We start from the raw sequence: 18,699 nt of genomic DNA on the forward strand, positions 1-18,699 counted from the left end.
ATACTGATGAGATGAAGTATTACTTACCAGCTGCATCATCTGATGGATGCTACGATTTCCGTGGATGGGAAAACGGGAAGAATATTCAGGGATATGCAATTTATTCAGCACCATGACACTGAAGAAGATTTGTGATGTTTGCGGGATGGCAAACCCGGCTACCGAGATGATATGCCAGCGGTGTTTTTCAGATCTCTCCAGGAAACGGCCGGTGCCTGCAAAACCTCCGGGACAGGCAGTAACTCCTGCACAGAGGAGGCAGTCGCATATCAGGTTCATGGATAAACCGGTATTTGATCAGGACAAGACCATCCGTGAGGTAGCCCCGCTTCTCCTTGTGATGGGACCCGGTCAGATCATCACCATCCACAACGGAGACATTATAGGAAGAGACTCGATAGGTGGCAGGATCCTGAACCAGTTCAGTTCAGTATCACGTCATCATGCAACGTTCAAGTATATGAACGGCAAGTGGCTGATAAAGGATGAGAACTCAACCAACGGGACGTACATCAACGGGACAAAACTCGTCCCGGAGAAGTGGTATGAGATTCGGGTTGATGATACCCTCTCCATCTCCTCGGTCTGCACCTTTACAGTTCAGACTGGATGAGCGTGAATCCAAAAGAGATTGTCAGTTCATTCTGTTCAGAGGAGAATATCCCTCTTGTCGGGTATGCAGCAGCAGGCAGGTGGAAAGAGCCCCTCTTTGAGCCCTGGGTCCCGCCTGAATTTTCCCCGGATTATATTCTGCCAGAGACGGAGACGGTCATCGTTATCGGGCTCCCGGTTGTTCTTTTTGCGCTTGAGACCTCTCCTTCGATCTGGTACCACGAACTCTACAAGACCATCAACTCGCTCCTCGACCAGTACACTGTCCGGCTCGCCTCCATCCTCACACAGGCAGGATTCCCCTCGGTCTTCGTTCCAAGAGACGGATACGGGAGCATCGAGGTTCTAATACATAACCCGGTTGCATTCTTCTCTCACCGGCATGCCGCAGTGCTGGCAGGCCTTGGCAGGTTCGGGGTGAATAACATGGTGCTCACACGGGAGTTCGGGCCGAGGATCAGGTTCGGATCGATCTTCACAACTGCCAGAATCCCATCAGGTCCTCTCATTGAGGATGAACTCTGTATACACTGCAACCGGTGTGTCAGCCTCTGCCCGGCATCTGCACTTGAGGAGGGCGAGTATCCCAGGGCTTTGACAGACAAGGCGGCATGCACGGCCCAGAGTGCAGCTCTGAACAAGAGGCATATATCGCCATGTGGAATCTGCATCAAGGTCTGCCCGGTTGGAGAGGATCGGAGGATGTTTCACCGGGAAGATGCCGGGATCTATGAGCCAGGATCAGATTCAGATCTTCAGAAGGGATGGGAGCATGTCAGAATGTACGGGGGGAGATGAAATGACCCCTTGAATTCCTCCGGGCGAGTATCCCGGATAATCTGTAAAAGAATTGATAATTTTAAAAAGTTGGTTACCTGACCCATCGGGAACTCCGTTTCTCTAGATATCTGGATATCAGGGTAACCGAGAATGTCATCACGAAATAAAAGATTCCGAGAATCAGATAAATCTCAAACGGTCGTGAAGTCCGGGAGTATATCAGATTTCCAACCCTTGTCAGTTCTGTTATAGAGATTACCGACACAAGCGAGCTATCCTTGAGAAGCGATGAGAATGAGTTCATCATCGGGGGGATTGCAACCCTTATAGCCTGTGGAAAGACGATATATCTGATCGTCTGAAATCGGGAAAATCCTAGTGAGTACGCTGCCTCCTCCTGTCCTCTGCTTACTGATGTCATAGCTGCACGAATCGTTTCAGACATATACGCACCGCAGTTTAATGCAAGTCCGATAACGCCTGCTGTGAAGGCGTCCAGTATTATTCCAACAGAGGGAAGTCCGTAATAGATAAAGAATAACTGAACGAGAAGGGGTGTTCCCCGAAATATCTCGATATAAATACAAAGGATAACAGAAACAATCCCCTGTTGATAGTACCTCCGTACCATGCCAACGCCGATCGCGATGAGTAAGGCAACAGCAAAGGCAGCAAGAGTTATTGCAATTGTGGTGATGGTAGCACTAAAAAGGAGCGGAAGATTCCTTCCGATAAGATCGGACTGAAAGTCCATCATTTACGAAAGGTTCAACCACTTGTCAACGATCTTCTGGTACGTTCCATCCTGCTTGATGGTATCTAGAGCCTTATTCAACTCATTCAACAGTGAATCAGACTTCTTTGCGGTTATCATCACCAGTTCTGAAGGTTCGCCTACCGGTGTATTGATGACCTTGAGCCCTTCCTTATTTTTGGCCTCTGTTGCTGCATATGCATATCCGACAACAACTGCGTCTATACGCTTGTTTGTAAGGTCAATGAAAGCATCATTGTTGTAGTCATACCGCTTGACCTCTTTGAGTCCGGTAAGCTTGTCAACCTGCTGTTCAGCCCCTGTGGACGACTGGACACCGACGACCTTACCGGTTAAATCTGCAGGAGACTTGATGGAATCATCATCAGATCTGACAAGGATGATCTCGCTCAGGTTGTAGTATGGATCACTCATGCCCACATTTCCTGCTGATGCCTCCTGTTTTGACATGGCAGTGACAAGCACGTCATAATCGCCTTTTTCAAGACCTCCGAGCAATGCCTGCCACTGGGCATCAACAATAGTAACATTGAGTCCTATCTCTTTTCCAAGAGCCCTGGCAAGATCTGCATCAAACCCCTCGATTGCACCGGTCTTATCATTGACCGACTCGAATGGAGGATACTGAGCACAGAGGCCAACAACAAGTTTCCCATTCTCTTTCAGGTCTTTCTGGAAAGCACCAGATGATTCCTCTGCAAATACGCATCCGGTGAACAATGCAACGCAGAGAGCGATTATCAGACAGCGAAGAAATTTCATTCGTATTTATTCCCTCTATCCGGTTTCAGGCACAAATGCCGTTTTTTGAGAGACCCAACCGGAGAGATAATATACGTCGATTGGAGGAGTATTTGAATAAAGAGTCTGTAAAAAATTAGGCAGTAATTCGAGACCGCACAACGCTTATTCGGTGAAATATCGTACCAGTCTTCATGTATCAGGATAGTAATGACAGAATAGGAGCAGGAATGTCATTACTTTCTTCATCTATCCCATAGAAAGGGATCGAGACTCCAACGTCACCTAAAAGCGATTGAAACTCTTCAATAAATATTCCTTGTCCTTGAGGATAGATGAGCGATTCCGTTAGTTTTTTGAGATTTGTGATACACGAGATCTCGCCGCAGTACTGATCTGAAGAACAGGTCTGATGGACTCCACAACTCGGGCTCTTATCAACCCCTATCACGCCAAAAAACTCGTACCCGTTTTTAATATAGTCTTCAATCTGATCGACGATGGGCCGCAGAAGATCCCTGCAATGCCTGCGATATGCTGGAATGTCCATCTGTTCTACAACCTGCCCCCACCTTCGTATACCAAAATATCCGATTTCAGGGCAGGGTAACTGGATGAGACCATACCCTTTCTGAATAATAGAGGAGACAAGTTCCTGATGCACACCAGGATACCTGGCAAGCCCTCCGACTTTTGCATTAACATTCAGGAGGCAATGGGCCAGAAGTATGATCTTTTTTCCCTGGTTCATATTCACCCCATGGTGTTCAGTTCACAGAGGTAAAAAAATGGCTGATACATGGTAGAACATGATATCATTTAGCTTCTCAGCGATTGAATCTGCAAAATATCATGACATACCGGAGATTACCGGTTAACCAATGGATTTGACATTGACTTTTTTCATTCCTGACTGATAATTCAACCGTAATCCGATGTAGCAAACGCTTATAAATACGGCCTACTAACAACTCACCATTCCGATAAATTTCTCGTTATCATCTGATAATACGTAACCTATAGGGGTTGATGAGAGTGGTCTCTGCCATGGAATTGTGTATGCATTTCAGAGAAGGAGAAGAGAATGCCTCTGTCCGGTTTTGATGTTGCAACAATATGTTCCTGCTCTTTCTGGGAAACCTCACGGTTGCATGCATACTGGCGATATACAATTTCGGTTTTGGACAGGTGAGATCATACCGGATGTTCATGGCAGGGAAGATATTTCAGGCTGCAGGCTGGCCTCTTTTTATCTTCAGGGGGATGATACCGGACCTCATCTCTGTTCAGATAGCAAATTCGCTCCTGTTTGCAGGATTCATATGTGAAACGTTTGCCATTACGAACGCAGACACGTATCATAAGAACTCTGAAAAGGTCTTCGGAATACTTGGCCTGATCTGTTTTTGTACAATATGGCTCCTGATGTGGGCTGCTCCTGCCAACATCAAAGTTGCGATAGCCTCGGTCTTGCTCACCCTGATATACTCTGCCTGTGCCTGTTTCCTGTTCAACAGTCAGAAAAATTCGGTACTCAGAAAAGTCCTTGGTTTTTTCTTCTGCCTGTTCAGCCTTTCCAGCATCTATCGTGCAGGTTCGTCCATCCTCTCCACGTCAGCAGAATATAATCTTCTTTCAGACAATGCCAGTCAGACCATCGAGTACGGCCTCTTCTTTGTGATTCTTTTCATCAGCGGGATCGGGTTTCTTCTGCTTCTCAAAGAACAGGACGACGAGATTCTCAAAGAGAGTGAGACGTTTAACAGGGGGCTTGTTGAAAACCTGCCTGATCTCATTGTGGTATACGGGCATGACCAGAAGATCCTGTATGTAAATTCTGCTGTTACCAGACTACTTGGTTATTCTTCAGATGAGATGAAGGGGACTGATATTCTCTCCCATGTCTCCATACATCAGCAGCATGCGGTTCATGATGTGGTTCTGAGCAGGATCTCGTCCGGGAGTATGAAAACAGTTGAGTTCGACGTTGTCACAAAAGAAGGAAATGCCCGCACTGTATTGTCCAAAGGAGTTCCAATCCAGTTTCATAATCTCCCAGCCATTCTGACGATACTTGTAGACATCACAGACAGAAAAGAGATTGAGGATGAGCTCAGGAGAAAGAACGAGGAGATCAACCATTACTTCTCTATCAGTCTTGACCTGCTCTGCATCGCTGACACGAACGGAAAATTCATCAAATTAAACCCAGAATGGGAAAAGTCGCTCGGGTATACACTCTCTGACCTCGAAGGTCACCGGTTCCTTGACTTTGTTCACCCTGATGATCTCCAGGCAACCCTTGACGCCGTATCTGACCTGATAAATAAAAATAAGGTCATTAACTTTACCAACAGGTACAGGCATAAAGACGGGAGCATCAGGTACATCGAATGGCGGTCATCTCCAAATCCTGACAATAATCTCATCTATGCAGCTGCCAGGGACATCACAGAACGAAGATTGTATGAAGAGAAACTCATCAGAATAAGCACATTAAAGGAGAGACTGCTCTCAACCTCTGATCTTGAGGGACGCCTGCTTTTGGTAAGCAACGCGGTTGTTGATATCTTTGATGCTGATTTTGCAGGAATCTGGCTTATTAACAATGGCGATATCTGTGAATCAGGGTGCAAGCATGCCGGTGCCGGTCCTGAGGTATGTCCTGATAGAACAAGATGCCTGCACCTGATGGCACGCTCATCCAGGGAGATCACTCCTGACGGGATATGTCAGAGAGTTCCCCTTGGATACGTAACGATTGGGAAAATTGTAGTCGGTGATGAACTCTCGATCATCACCAATGATCTTTCACCCGACTCCGGATTTTGTGACCCTGCCTGGATAGTATCATCGGGGTTTACTTCATTTGCCGGTTTTCGTCTCCTCTCTCCTGATAATGAGGCCACCGGTGTCCTTGCCATCTTCAAGAAGACCCCGATCTCACAGGTCGATCAGGATCTCCTTCAGGATCTCATCAACACACTCTCTCATGCCATCAACGCTGTAATCGCTTCACAGGAGCTGATCGAGAGTGAGGCAAAGTTCAAAGGATTATTTGAGGGAGCTAATGACGCGATCGTGATCATGGATCGCTCGATCATCATTGACTGTAATACAAAGACAGAAGAGATGCTTGGGGTTCCAAGAGATGCTATCATCGGCCATTCTCCGGCTGATTTCGCTCCGGAACAGCAGGAAGACAACTACCCGTCTGCCAGGCGGGTAGCAGAGAGTATTGAAACGGTTCTCAACGGAGAAACGCAGCGTATCGACTGGGCTCACAAAAACAGGGATAATTCCCTGTCATACACCGAGGTTAGTCTGAGCAGGATAACAATTCATGGCAGACCGTATCTTCTTGGAATTATCCGGGATATCACCGAACGTAAGGCAGCAGAGAGGGCTCTCAGGAAAGCACGTGATGATCTTGAGACCAAGGTGAGGGAACGTACCGCAGCATTGAGAGAGAGTGAACAGCGACTTCAGTTAAAACTCACCTCACTCTTGTCCCCTGATAGCGACCTCACTGAACTGGAACTTGGCAATATCCTTGATCTTGATGTTGTCCAGTCACTGATGAATGACTTCTCAAAACTGACCGGCATCACCACAGCGATCCTTGATCTGAATGGAAAGGTCATATCATCATCAGGATGGCAGGATATCTGTTTAAAATTCCATCGTACCCATGAGGAGACCGCAAAGAACTGTACTGATAGTGATCTCCATCTGTCAGGGAGCCTGAAGCCCGGCCAATGCACTGCGTATAAGTGTACCAATAACCTCTGGGACGTGATAACGCCATTATACATCGGAGGGAAGCATGTTGGCAACATCTTTACCGGCCAGTTCTTCTATGACGATGAGGTTGTTGATGAGGCGTTGTTTGTCGCCCAGGCCGAACGGTACGGGTTTGACAAAGATGAGTACATATCCGCCCTCCGCAAGGTTCCACGACTGAATAAATCCCATGTTACTGAACTTATGGACTTCCTGGTCAGGTTTACCGAGTACGTATCACGCCTCAGTTTCAGTAACCTGAGGCTTGCCCAGACCATGTCAGAGGAGACCGCTATCATGGAAGCTCTTGCAAGATCTGAGCGAAGGATGGCTGATATCATTGACCATCTTCCTGACGCCACATTTGCAATTGATCTGAATGGCGAGATCATCACATGGAACAAGGCGATGGAGGAGATGACCGGGGTTACTTCCAGGGATATCATAGGCAAAGGCAATTATGAGTATTCACTGCCATTTTACGGAACCAGGCGACCTATCCTGATAGACTGGATCTTCGCTCCACATGAGGAACTGGAGAAGGAGTACACGGTGATAAAACATGAAGGAAGCCTCATCGTTGTCGAGGTTGATGTCACCATGCCTGATGGAAGAAATATTACCCTCTGGGGAAAGGCAACTCCGCTCTATGATAATGACGGGAACAAGGTCGGAGCAATCGAGTCTATCCGTGATATCACCCAGCAGAAGAGGGTTATGGTTGCTCTCCAGGAGTCTGAGGACAAATTCAGGGATCTCGCCGAGAAGTCACTCACCGGAATCTACCTTATCCAGGAAGGAATCTTCAGGTATGTAAACAGTAAGCTGGCTCAGATCTTTGAGTATGAGATCAATGACCTCATCGATACACTCGGACCTGAAAACCTTGTAAATCCTGAAGATATCCCAAAACTTTCTGGAAATACTGAAACAAGAATAACAGGAGATGTTGAGGCTCTCAACTATGAACTGAGAGGGATTACCAGATCAGGAAGAGATATCATCATCGAGGTCTTCGGGTCACGAACGATATACAAAGGAAAACCTGCCATCATTGGATCACTCCTTGATATTACCGACCGGAAGGTTGCACAACAGGAACTTCAGAGGCTGAATGCAGAACTGGAACAGAGGGTTATAGAGCGTACTGCTGAGCTCAGCCAGACGCAGAGTGCATACCTGCAGGCGAACAAGAAACTCCATCTTCTCTCAAGTATTACCCGTCATGATATCGGGAATCAGCTGCAGGGATTACTTGCGTATCTTGACTTCTCAAAAGATTATCTCAATGATAAGGAGAAGATTGAAGAGTATATCAATAAAGAACTGCATATTGCCAACACCATCTCCAGACAGATCAGTTTTACCAAGGATTATGAGAGTATGGGGATTGAGGCACCTACGTGGCAGAGTGTACATTCTATCATGAAGAAATCCTCCCTTCAACTCAGGCATGACGGGATCAGCATCACTGCTGAAGAACCGGAGGTGGAGATGTATGCAGATCCACTTCTTCAGAAGGTCTTTTACAATCTGATTGATAATGCCCTTCGATACGGGGGCGAGAAGATGACATCTATCAGGGTCTCCAGTCATCCAGACCGGGAGAACCTGATTATTGTTGTTGAAGATGATGGGGAGGGTATCAGCGTTGAGGATAAAACAAAACTCTTTTCCAAAGGCTTTGGGAAGCATACCGGCCTTGGTCTCTTCCTCTCACGGGAGATCCTCTCCATTACAGGGCTTTCAATCACAGAGAATGGGGAGTTCGGGAAAGGAGCACGGTTTGAGATTACAGTGCCGAAAGGGATGTTCCGGATTCTGTGATTGTCCGAAGGTTCACCAATAAGACGTTGTACGAATAACAGATATTAGGATAGAACCTTATACCAGCATCCGAAACCAAAAAATCACGAAATCCGTACTCATATCAATTAAGAAACCGTTGAATTTCATTTAAAATATTCAATACGGCTTGATAACAGTGTCGAAAATGTAAGGTACAAAGCCTGATGTTTGATTGAATGCGATGTTCTTGGCAACCATTTTGAACAAATAGCCCTAATATTCTTAATCATTTCAGAACTCTGACAGATCCTGTTCTTTCCCAGTATGAATGTGAATGATTGATATCCACATCATCTCTGAAAAAATGGAAACACCATGACCCTGACGATAAAAATTCAAAATGTCGGCCCGTATCAAGAGGCTGAGATCCCAATCCATCCGCTTACCATTCTTACCGGCCCAGAAAATTCGGATTATTTTTATCTCCTTCGATTTCTTCATACAATCTATCGCCTTCACGAGATGTATATCTCCTATATTCCCGATCTGAGACGATCTCCAAAGGTTAAACGGGATCCAACCCCCGCAGTTATCGACCTGATTGGCAAGACTGCCCTCGAGGAGATCTATAACCAGAACCTGATGAATCTGCTTGAATCATACTTTGGTGTGAAGACATCGGATCTTCGCCTTCAAAAGTCGATATTGGGCCATGTATATCTGACATCAGAGCAAGCACGGACACATCTGGTGACAGATGATGCAGAATCTTTGATCTGCTTTGAATCTGAATGCCCACTTCCAGCAGGGTTATTTGCAAAAGGACCCAAGGATCTCCCAAGACCGGGACAGTCAACAACTGCTTTTACTCCAGTTATTCGTGGTGTAATTGGGAACTGGGTTGCATTTATATCAGAGGGATGTCCCCCACACTCACTCTATCTTCCGAATAACAGAGTTGAAATAATAAACGCATACGATCGAGAGATTGACCCAGCAAAAAATTCACCATTAATTATTGAACTTATTAATGAGTTAGACGGTTTCTTTGTATCAAAAGAGCGTTATAATCCTGATCCCTGGAGAGAAGAGGAGATGACTCTCATCAATGGAGAATCCCGGCTTATCGTCCATCCAGATGGATCATATGAGATTGTGGTCCGGAAAGGAGATACCGATCTTCCACCCGATGCTCTTCCACCAGAGTGTACAAGTCTCATTCCCATCTTTCTCTCGCTTAAATACCGGAGAGTTACTGGAGATGTCTTCATTATTGAAGAGCCTGAACTACACTTGAACCAAGAGCAGCAGATACACCTCGCCCGGTTGTTTACAAAGATGGTGAAAGCCGGATACAGGATCATAATCGGGACCAGGAGTTCTGTCATCATTGATGAGATCAAACGGATTATTTCAGGGAACCAGAGTAGTTCAGATCTTGGAGATCCGATTTGTGCAGATGATGTCACACTCTGTATTGAGGAAAAGATGGTATGGGGTCGGGGTCTGCATCCTGTTGATCTCCGATAACTGATACGAAGATAAAAACTGCCCATATTACTATGGGTATTCGTTTTTTTACAAATAGATAATATTGGGGTAGTTCAGTATGAGAACCATAACTATAGCCATGGCAGACCCGCAGTGGGCTGAAGAATTTGAGAAGATTAGAGTGATGATATCAGGCTATATCGGAGATCTGATCATAGGAATTGAGCATGTTGGAAGTACTTCGGTTCCAGGTCTTGGAGCCAAACCCATCATTGATATTGATGTCGTGATAGAGGATATGTCCCGGCTTTCTTCAGTCATCGAACGGCTTGATCTGGCAGGATTTGATCATGAAGGGAACCTTGGAATCGAAGGACGGGAGGCATTTAAGCGGAGATATAAAGATGAGTTCATGCCCTATCACCTGTATGTCTGCCCGAAAGACGGGAAAGGATTTCGTGATCATATCGCTTTCAGGGATTTTTTGAGATCACACCCTGATTCTGTCCGTGAGTATCTGAAGGTAAAAGAGGATCTTGCGCTGTTGTATCCTCATGACATTGATGCATACATAAACGGAAAGAAAGAGTATATTGAAGGTATTCTAACGAAAATATTAACATGACTGGTAAAAAAGAGAGATGACAGCAAATAAGAGGAAAGTCATCAAACCCTCAAAAAACCTGTCAATTGCAGGATTGCCACAAGAATGTGAATTCATCTCAGGTTATTATCAATTTGATCTAATTGTTTTGCTTTTCATAATAAATGGCGATGAATTTTCCCACTAGCGTGATTCTATAATTTCATCCCCTGGTTTTTAAAGAGACGGACATATCAGGAAAAAAAGGAGTGGCCCTGGCTCCCATCTAAACGACAAATTTCGCCATCTCTTGTGAGACCGTCTCAACAATAGTGCTCACATTGTTTACAACTTTACTTATCTGTTCTATTGATGCGGATGCCTCCTCTGTTGCTGCTGCTGCATCGCCAGCCTCTTTTGAGGTGTTTATGACTAATGAAGAGACTTCATTGACACTTGCGGTAATCTCCTGGACAGAGGCAGCCTGTTCTTCAGATGCAGATGCAACATCCATGGAATTTCGTGTAATATCCTCAATGGACTGAGCAATTTTGTCAAATGCCTCCAGGGTTTCGGTAAGAGATTTACTCCCTTCCATTACGGTCTCACCTGATTTTTCCATGGCAATGGTTGCACTCTTTGCCTTTCCCTGGAGTGAAGATATCATGTCAGCAATATTTTCTGCAGACTTACGGGAATCCTGGGCAAGAGATTTCACTTCAGCCGCAACGACTGCAAACCCTCGCCCAGCCTCTCCTGCCCGTGCTGCTTCTATTGCGGCATTGAGTGCAAGAAGGTTGGTCTGGTTTGCAATATCAGAAATTAATCTGACAATTTTTCCGATTTCATCCATCTGGTGATTGATATCCTGGACAATAACATCGACTTCATTCGCTGACTGACTGATCCCGACCATTGAAGCTTCTGATTTGCGGGCAAGATCAATGCCTGTCTTTGAGAACTCATTCGCCTGAGTGGCTGAGGTTGAGACATGCTCTGCCCGTTGCGAGACTTCACCCACGGTCACCGTGAGATCTTCCATAGCTCTCAGTACCTGACTGATACCATCATTACCCATTTCTGCATTCACACTCACACTGCCGGCATTTTTTGCAACCTGCTGTGCTCCTGCAGATACTTCTTCAATACTTGCTGCTGCTTCTTCAGCATTTGAGGAGAGATCAGTAAGGTACCGGTTAATCAAAACGACTGCTGCACTTACCTGGATTCCGATATCGTTCAGAACCTCTTTGAATTCAATCCAGTCACCGGCTACGTTCAGTGATGGATCCACCCGGACATTAAATCTATAGTTCGCGTACTCTTTTGAAACACGCAGGGCTTCATGCACCGGAATAATCACACTATCAAGTGTATTATTTACTCCTTCCACAACCTTTTTGAAGTCTCCCTGATGTTTCAATGCATCAGCACGGATATCTAACTTACCCTCTATTGCTGCTTTAGAGAGTTTGTCAGCGTCACGAACAAGATTATTTATTGACTCGGCAAGGGTCTCTACCTTTTCATTGATGGCAAGGAAAAGGACACGGGCTTCTTTCGTATACTCATCGGCGTCACCGACTTCTCGTAGTACATTTGTATTGCCTTCTGCAAGAAGGGTTAAACATCGGTTTGTTTCTCCTATCTCATGATTCAGGAACCGATTAAGCCTTACTGATGCAGTCTGATCCTGGATAAACTCAAAAGCCCCGGTCACCTCTCCGTTCTGGTTACGTATTGGAAGAGCAGAATAGGCTATCTCCAGATCCTTTCCTGATGGATGGGCATCAGTTTCACTTGTACTAAGGGATCCCTTTTTCATCGCCTGAGCACAGGCACAGTTTTCCGTCTGACAATCACTTGTTTTAAACTGGTGATAACATTTTTTTGTAACTAACTCCTTTTTGGTGGTTCCAAGTAGCCCGGCACCCAAATCATTCATGTACAGGATGCCAAACCCGGTATCTATCGCCATAATGGGTAATGGCATTTTATCGATGTAACCGACAAGAGTATTGAGAGTATCATTCACACCCTCAACAATCTTTCTGAAATCTCCCTGGTGCTTTGTTGCATCAGCACGGGTGTCGAGTCTTCCCTCGATAGTCGCTTTTGATAAGAAATTTACGTCATTGAAAAGGAGATTCACTGCATTGATGCAGTTGTTCAGGTTATTTTTTATGATATTGATATCCCCGGTATAGGTATCAGTTATTTGAGGGGGAATGGTTCCTTTGGAGATCTTATCAACATACTCTGCTGCCATATTTAATGGCATGATAACCGCATCAAGCGTTTTATTTAGACCTTCAACGATCCTGCGGTATTCTCCCTGATGCCTGGATACGTCTGCCCGGGTTGATAATTTTCCTTCAACTACTGCCAGTGAGAGCATACGTGCATCATCAGACATGAGCGAGAGGGCAGCAGCCCCATGCCTGAGGCTGTCATTTATCTTGATAAAAAGTTCTGACACATCTTTGGTATGTTCATCAGATTCTTTCACTGAATAGTCGAGATCAAGTTCTCCCCTTGAGAATTTCTCCAGGTTTCGTGCCGTATGTTCGATCTCACTATGGAGGTAATTTTTTACTTTTATGATCTCTGTGACATCAGTAACAATCTCAACGTGACCGATGTTTTCTCCTTCAGGTGTGGAAATATACGAGACATCGGTTCTGAAATGACCACCACTCTGTTCAAAAATACTGTAATGTACTCCTTTTCTGAGAAGTTCGATGCCACATTGATCTGTGGTACAAATATTTGCTCCCCAGTTGCTGCAATGTTTTCCCTTTACCTCGTTGAGGGTGACATTGAGCATATTCTCGGTTGCATGATTGATGAATGTCCAGTTCATATTCATGTCGGTAACCGACATGGGAAACGGTATCGCATCAAGAATGGCTTTATACCAGGTAGAGAGCCTGTTTTGTCCTTCGTTTTCAGCCTTCAGGGAGAGCACCAGTTTTTTTAACTGATCAGCGGTGAAGTTTTCAATTTCCTGTATTGATATACCTGTATTGGGATGCTCATTACCATGTGACATAAGATTCTCCTTGGAGTGATAGATGGAAGATACATGTATAACTCCTGTGCATATATTTTGACTCACAACGATCGTGAATCACAAGGATCTGCAAGGACTTCTCCTTCCCGGATTTCCTTACCACGGGTTAATCTGGAACAATTACAATTAATCAAAAAATACTGCATAATATTGTAGGAAAGAATATGAAGGTATCCCATGTGATTGCAGCGTTTCGATACCTCTCTACCATTCCCGATGACAATGGGTATAATCTCTACCATGATTCCAGCATGGTACCTGTTGATGGATTCAACGTAATAGAAACCATTACTCAAAAGAGTTTGTAGATATCCACCACCGAAAAAGGAGGGGTGTCACTGTCGTTCGCAATATAAATTGTTCACGTCACAACTGACCTGTTAATCTTACGAACCGTTATCCAGAAGAAGACCACTGCCAGAACTGTCAGGTACAAAAAAGAAGACAGAATCTGAACCGGACTATACGAAAAGACCAGCCCGAGTGACGAGAACTGATCACCGATGATAAAGTACCGAAGACCATCTGTCAGATGTGATATCGGGTTCAGGTAGGAGAACTCCTGGATCACCGGAGGAAGACCGTTTATCGGATACAGTGCGTTTGATGCAAAGAAGAACGGCATCGAGAGCAACGTGGTGATACCCTGGTATCCTTCCGGAGAACTCGTTGCAAATGCCACATATAAGGAGACACAGATGATAGCAGTTGAGAAGATCCCGATAAACAATACGATACCGATAATGGAGACAAGGATCTGGACCGGACTCTGACCTGAAAATGCAGTAACTCCAAGCACCATTCCAAGGATGACGATGATTGTCGTCTGAATCAGCGATTTCACGATTGCAGATAATGAGATCCCGATAACAAGATCCCTCCTAGGCATCGGGCTTGCAAGAATCTCCCTTAAAATCCCCCAGTCCTTATCAAAGAAGACCGAGAACCCTCCGTACAGATTTGCAAACATAATCGTTACCGCGATCATCCCGGGAGTCATATACGTCAGGTAATTGACAACCATCATGCCGGTCGGAGGGAGAACAGACTGGAGAATTCTCTCAAACGTCCCCGCCATGGCAAATCCGAATAACGCAAGCCATAAGACCGGGTGAAGCATCGAGGTGAACAACTGGTCCTTAAATCTGAAATACCGGTTGATATCCCGCATAAATACCGGGACAAATCCTGGAGTTTCCATCAGTCCCTCATCTCCGTGCCAGTATAATGCAAAAATACATCGTCCATACTTGGTTTCTTGAGATTAACTGCACACACATCAATACCCTGCCCGTTTATCTCCCTGATTATCTCAGGAAGCAGGCGTGTTCCATCCTGCTCTGACGTGATGGCTACCTTCCCTTCATACGCTGCAATTTTCCTGATTCCTGAAAGATCCCTTAGGATTTCTGTTGTACGAGGGTTGTCAGAAGTATCAAGATAAATAATATCATTTCCAAGGCTCTGCTTGAGTTCTGCCGGAGTACCCTCGATAATTATCTGCCCATGATCGATGAGTGCAATCCTGTCTGACAGAAGATCAGCCTCATCCATGTAATGGGTAGTCATAAAGACCGTCGTTCCCTCCTTATTTACGGATCGGAGATAATCCCATGTCTTGCGTCGGGTCTGTGGATCAAGCCCGATTGTGGGCTCATCAAGAAAGAGGACCTTTGGTCTTGTCATCAGTCCTCGTGCTATCTCAAGACGGCGTTTCATCCCGCCCGAAAGGGTACTGACAAGAGCATCTGCCTTTTCAGAGAGTTCAACAAGATTAAGGAGTTCATCAATCCGGTTCTTCTTCTCGGCACTTCCCATCTGGTAAATACTTCCATGAAACTCCAGGGTTTCCCCAACCTTCATATCCTTGTCAAGAGTTATCTTCTGAAATACGATCCCGATGGACTGCCTAACCTTCTCCTGATCTGATCCAAGGTCATATCCTGCAATCTGCACAGTTCCTTTCTGAAGGGGAAGCAGAGTTATAAGGGTGTTAATGACCGTGCTCTTTCCGGCTCCGTTCGGACCCAGAAATGAGAAGACCTCGCCCTTCTTCACCTGAAAGGAGATATCACGAACGGCCTGTAGTTCACCATATGAGTATGAAAAATGTGAAACATCAACGATATTCTCAGTCATACACAATTCCTTCTCCGATCCGTGGAGATACTGAATTATTCTGAATTTTCTGAACTGACATAGACTTCAGGTATGCTCCGGTTACAGAGTCTGGATCATTCATCAAATCTTCCACTGTTCCGGATGCAATAATCTCTCCTCCCTTAGTACCTCCCTGTGGACCCATATCAATGATCCAGTCGGCCTGCCTGATGACATCAGGATTATGCTCAATAACAATGACAGAATTTCCCCTATCTACAAGATGATGAATTATGGAGAGCAGCCTGCTGGTATCTGCCATGTGCAGCCCGGTCGTTGGTTCATCCATCACGTAGATATTTCCTTTTTTGTGGAGTTCTGTTGCCAGTTTGAGCCGCTGTGCTTCTCCGCCTGACAACGTGCTCAGTGACTGTCCGACCTGCAGGTAGTCGAGTCCCACATCAGCAAGAACACGCAGTTTTCGCTTCACTTCAGAGGTCTCGAAGAATTCAGCAGCATCTGCCACTGTCAGTTTCAAAATATCTGATATTGTTTTTCCTTTGTACGAGAGAGAAAGGACTTCAGGGTTGTACCGCTCCCCGTTGCAGGCGTCGCAGACCGTTGTAACATCGTCAAGAAAGTGCATCTCCATCTTGAGAACGCCCGTACCCTTGCATTTCGGGCATGCACCTTTGGAGTTGAAACTGAAGTATGAGGGATCAGTACCGGTTGCCTGCCCGAGTTCTTTTCTGACCACATCAAAGATTCCAAGATATGTCAGGGGATTTGACCGGGATGATCGTCCAATTGACGTCTGATCGATGACAACAGCATCTGGATGCTGCGTACAGAAGACTCCGTGAATCAGAGAACTTTTTCCAGATCCTGCAACACCGGTGATACATACCAGAACTCCTTTCGGGATATCAACAGAGATATTCTTGAGATTGTGAAGCGATGCGTCTTCAACCCTGAAATACCCTTTTGACTCTCTACGGGTCCGTTTCTCTTCTCCGATACGGTTGAGGTATTGTGATGTGAGAGTGTCTGATGTGTAGAGCCCGCTCACTGGTCCGGCATACATGACCTCACCACCATGAGAACCTGCACCCGGGCCGATATCAATAACATAATCACCAGCCTGAATAATCTCGGGATCGTGTTCAACAACAAGAACAGTATTCTCTTTATCCCGGATATCTCTCATGATCTGAATGAGATTCCCGATATCCCGGGGATGCAGGCCGATACTTGGTTCATCAAGGACATACACAAGGTTGGTGAGTGTGCAGTCCAGTTGTTTTGCGATCTTCACTCTCTGTGATTCACCACCAGAGAGGGTTGCCACCGGTCTGTGGAGTGAAAGGTATCCTACGCCGATATCAATGAGATACTGAATAATGACCTTCATCCGGGCAATGATCGGCTGTGCATACGGATGGTTCACCTGATTGAGGAACACCAGCAGTTCGGGCAGTTCAAGAAAGACCAGATCTGGGATCGTTCTTCCCTGGACCTGAACTGTCCGGGCACGTTCGTTCAGCCGTGAACCGTTGCAGTGCGGACAGGTCTCATACCTGAAGAATCGTGTGTATGCATCTGAATTTTCTTCTTTGTTCAGATAACTCTTCTTCAGTCGTGAGATGACACCTTCATGCCTGGAGGTGTACTCTTCACCGAACCGTTCTGCTTTTACCGCGGTCTGTGGTTTGTACAGGAGATTATATCGCTCTTCTTCGGTAAGTTCGCATACCGGTTTGTACGGATCAAACAACCGGGAGTTCATGAGTGAGTTCCAGTAATATCCCCCCTTTTTGTATTGAGAGTGCAGAATGGCACCATCTGCAACTGACTTCGTCTCATCGATCAACGTCTTCTCATCAACCACCATCAGCTGGCCGAGCCCTGAACATTCAGGGCACATTCCATCTGCATTGTTGAATGAGAAGAGATTTGAACCACCAATAAACGGATCCCCACACCGGGAGAAGAGTAGCCGCATGTAGGTATAGACCTCTGTCATGGTTCCGACAGTAGACCTGAGAGTCTGCCCCGGTCGTTTCTGATCGATGACGATCACCGGTGAGAGATTTGATATCTCATCCACGTCAGGCCTTGAGATCTTTGGGAGACGCGATCTCTCAAATGTTCCAAACGTCTCGATCAGTTGCCGTCGTGCTTCAGCACTGATTGTATCAAAGACAAGTGAACTCTTCCCGCTGCCAGATACCCCCGTTACGACAACGATCTTATTTTTTGGAACAGATACTGAGATATTTTTAAGATTGTGCTCCCTTGCTCCCACAATCCTGACAGAACTGCTCATTTCCTCTTCCCTGAAGACCTGGTCTGCCTGCCTTCACGCTCAGGAACATATTCGTGTGTAGTATTGTACTCTTCAATGAACCGGAGAGCCCATTCCCGTTCAGCCTGGATGAGATGTTGTCTTCTGCGGGCAAGGTGGATATTTCCAATTTTACATCCGTTATCCAGGAGATACGTCTCATGTTCTCCATAACATGTAAGCCTGGTGTCAATCGAAGCAATATACTCATTCATAACCGAGTTGACTTCAGCAGGAGTGAGAAGGTGAAGGTTTGCCAGAGCGAGATCTATCTGATATATTGAGATCTCAAGTTCTGACATGATACCGACGATGTGGTTTTTTAGTTCGACTGAACCTTTTTCTGTTATTGAATAGGTTTTCTTTACTTTATTTGATTCAGTGACCGAGAGGTTCACATCGACGAGAAATTTCTTTTCAAGTTTTTCAAGGACCTTATAGATAGATGAGATAGAGATCTCTGTCCAGTATCGCATATCCTGTTCCACAACGTTCTTCTCAATCTCGTATGGATACATTGGTTTTATGGAAAGCAGCCCTAATAATGCAGCCTCCATATTTGAGATCCCACTCATCCAGTATTGTACATGTACAATACTATATCAATACTATACTTTATGTATACAATT

Annotated in this window: 13 protein-coding genes; 5 read left to right on the forward strand and 8 right to left on the reverse strand. The window is 45.5% G+C overall.

Annotated elements, in window-relative coordinates:
• The first annotated feature begins 112 nt into the window (after window positions 1-112).
• Window positions 113-613 carry an FHA domain-containing protein gene (locus tag ACHZA2_RS02775; protein WP_319578450.1) on the forward strand — a complete coding sequence of 167 codons (501 nt, stop codon included), beginning with the start codon at window positions 113-115 and terminating at the stop codon, window positions 611-613.
• Window positions 610-1,410 carry a 4Fe-4S binding protein gene (locus ACHZA2_RS02780; protein ID WP_319578451.1) on the forward strand — a complete coding sequence of 267 codons (801 nt, stop codon included), beginning with the start codon at window positions 610-612 and terminating at the stop codon, window positions 1,408-1,410. Before ACHZA2_RS02775 ends, ACHZA2_RS02780 begins: the two co-directional genes overlap by 4 nt.
• Window positions 1,411-1,483: 73 nt before the next feature.
• On the opposite strand, the gene ACHZA2_RS02785 is transcribed toward ACHZA2_RS02780, so the two are convergent.
• From ACHZA2_RS02785 to ACHZA2_RS02795, 3 genes are all read right to left on the reverse strand, one after another.
• Window positions 1,484-2,149, reverse strand: coding sequence for an amino acid ABC transporter permease (locus ACHZA2_RS02785; protein ID WP_319540311.1), 666 nt, complete (start codon window positions 2,147-2,149; stop codon window positions 1,484-1,486).
• Window positions 2,150-2,929: an ABC transporter substrate-binding protein gene (locus ACHZA2_RS02790; protein ID WP_319578452.1), complete on the reverse strand. Its 780-nt coding sequence runs from the start codon at window positions 2,927-2,929 to the stop codon at window positions 2,150-2,152.
• Window positions 2,930-3,107: 178 nt separating this feature from the next.
• Window positions 3,108-3,659 carry a CD3072 family TudS-related putative desulfidase gene (locus ACHZA2_RS02795; protein ID WP_319540309.1) on the reverse strand — a complete coding sequence of 184 codons (552 nt, stop codon included), beginning with the start codon at window positions 3,657-3,659 and terminating at the stop codon, window positions 3,108-3,110.
• A 458-nt stretch (window positions 3,660-4,117) separates the two neighbouring features.
• On the opposite strand from ACHZA2_RS02795, the gene ACHZA2_RS02800 reads away from it, so the two are divergent.
• The 3 genes from ACHZA2_RS02800 to ACHZA2_RS02810 all read left to right on the forward strand — a co-directional run bounded on the left by ACHZA2_RS02800 (window position 4,118) and on the right by ACHZA2_RS02810 (window position 10,595).
• Window positions 4,118-8,518 (forward strand): PAS domain S-box protein, encoded by a 4,401-nt coding sequence (locus ACHZA2_RS02800; RefSeq protein ID WP_319578453.1) that lies wholly within the window; start codon window positions 4,118-4,120, stop codon window positions 8,516-8,518.
• A 336-nt stretch (window positions 8,519-8,854) separates the two neighbouring features.
• Window positions 8,855-10,009: an AAA family ATPase gene (locus ACHZA2_RS02805; RefSeq protein ID WP_319578454.1), complete on the forward strand. Its 1,155-nt coding sequence runs from the start codon at window positions 8,855-8,857 to the stop codon at window positions 10,007-10,009.
• Window positions 10,010-10,088: 79 nt separating this feature from the next.
• Window positions 10,089-10,595, forward strand: a complete 507-nt coding sequence (locus ACHZA2_RS02810; protein WP_319578455.1) for a GrpB family protein — start codon at window positions 10,089-10,091, stop codon at window positions 10,593-10,595.
• Between the two features lie 244 nt (window positions 10,596-10,839).
• Here ACHZA2_RS02810 and ACHZA2_RS02815 read toward each other — a convergent pair whose 3' ends face one another.
• The 5 genes from ACHZA2_RS02815 to ACHZA2_RS02835 form a co-directional block, all read right to left on the reverse strand.
• Complete coding sequence (locus ACHZA2_RS02815) at window positions 10,840-13,605, reverse strand: methyl-accepting chemotaxis protein (RefSeq protein WP_319578456.1); 2,766 nt, start codon at window positions 13,603-13,605, stop codon at window positions 10,840-10,842.
• Window positions 13,606-13,987: 382 nt separating this feature from the next.
• On the reverse strand, window positions 13,988-14,827 hold the full coding sequence (locus tag ACHZA2_RS02820; RefSeq protein WP_319578457.1) for an ABC transporter permease: 840 nt from the start codon (window positions 14,825-14,827) through the stop codon (window positions 13,988-13,990).
• Window positions 14,827-15,765: an ATP-binding cassette domain-containing protein gene (locus ACHZA2_RS02825; RefSeq protein WP_319578458.1), complete on the reverse strand. Its 939-nt coding sequence runs from the start codon at window positions 15,763-15,765 to the stop codon at window positions 14,827-14,829. Before ACHZA2_RS02825 ends, ACHZA2_RS02820 begins: the two co-directional genes overlap by 1 nt.
• Entirely contained in the window at window positions 15,758-18,052 is a 2,295-nt protein-coding gene (locus ACHZA2_RS02830; protein WP_319578459.1) for an excinuclease ABC subunit UvrA, read from the reverse strand. The genes ACHZA2_RS02825 and ACHZA2_RS02830 overlap by 8 nt, the downstream gene beginning before the upstream one ends.
• Entirely contained in the window at window positions 18,049-18,645 is a 597-nt protein-coding gene (locus ACHZA2_RS02835) for a PadR family transcriptional regulator (protein ID WP_319578460.1), read from the reverse strand. Before ACHZA2_RS02835 ends, ACHZA2_RS02830 begins: the two co-directional genes overlap by 4 nt.
• Window positions 18,646-18,699 lie beyond the last annotated feature (54 nt).

Origin of the sequence: uncultured Methanospirillum sp., assembly GCF_963668415.2 — an archaeon.
In the GTDB taxonomy this organism is placed as follows: Archaea; Halobacteriota; Methanomicrobia; order Methanomicrobiales; family Methanospirillaceae; genus Methanospirillum.

What these genes read in the sequence shown, in the direction of transcription:
- ACHZA2_RS02790 (WP_319578452.1), bottom strand. Translation starts at nt 2,929, where the DNA reads ATGAAATTTCTTCGCTGTCTGATAATCGCTCTCTGCGTTGCATTGTTC.
- ACHZA2_RS02830 (WP_319578459.1), bottom strand. Translation starts at nt 18,052, where the DNA reads ATGAGCAGTTCTGTCAGGATTGTGGGAGCAAGGGAGCACAATCTTAAA.
- ACHZA2_RS02775 (WP_319578450.1), top strand. Translation starts at nt 113, where the DNA reads ATGACACTGAAGAAGATTTGTGATGTTTGCGGGATGGCAAACCCGGCT.
- ACHZA2_RS02815 (WP_319578456.1), bottom strand. Translation starts at nt 13,605, where the DNA reads ATGTCACATGGTAATGAGCATCCCAATACAGGTATATCAATACAGGAA.
- ACHZA2_RS02785 (WP_319540311.1), bottom strand. Translation starts at nt 2,149, where the DNA reads ATGATGGACTTTCAGTCCGATCTTATCGGAAGGAATCTTCCGCTCCTT.
- ACHZA2_RS02800 (WP_319578453.1), top strand. Translation starts at nt 4,118, where the DNA reads ATGGCAGGGAAGATATTTCAGGCTGCAGGCTGGCCTCTTTTTATCTTC.
- ACHZA2_RS02795 (WP_319540309.1), bottom strand. Translation starts at nt 3,659, where the DNA reads ATGAACCAGGGAAAAAAGATCATACTTCTGGCCCATTGCCTCCTGAAT.
- ACHZA2_RS02810 (WP_319578455.1), top strand. Translation starts at nt 10,089, where the DNA reads ATGAGAACCATAACTATAGCCATGGCAGACCCGCAGTGGGCTGAAGAA.
- ACHZA2_RS02780 (WP_319578451.1), top strand. Translation starts at nt 610, where the DNA reads ATGAGCGTGAATCCAAAAGAGATTGTCAGTTCATTCTGTTCAGAGGAG.
- ACHZA2_RS02805 (WP_319578454.1), top strand. Translation starts at nt 8,855, where the DNA reads ATGACCCTGACGATAAAAATTCAAAATGTCGGCCCGTATCAAGAGGCT.
- ACHZA2_RS02835 (WP_319578460.1), bottom strand. Translation starts at nt 18,645, where the DNA reads ATGAGTGGGATCTCAAATATGGAGGCTGCATTATTAGGGCTGCTTTCC.
- ACHZA2_RS02820 (WP_319578457.1), bottom strand. Translation starts at nt 14,827, where the DNA reads ATGGAAACTCCAGGATTTGTCCCGGTATTTATGCGGGATATCAACCGG.
- ACHZA2_RS02825 (WP_319578458.1), bottom strand. Translation starts at nt 15,765, where the DNA reads ATGACTGAGAATATCGTTGATGTTTCACATTTTTCATACTCATATGGT.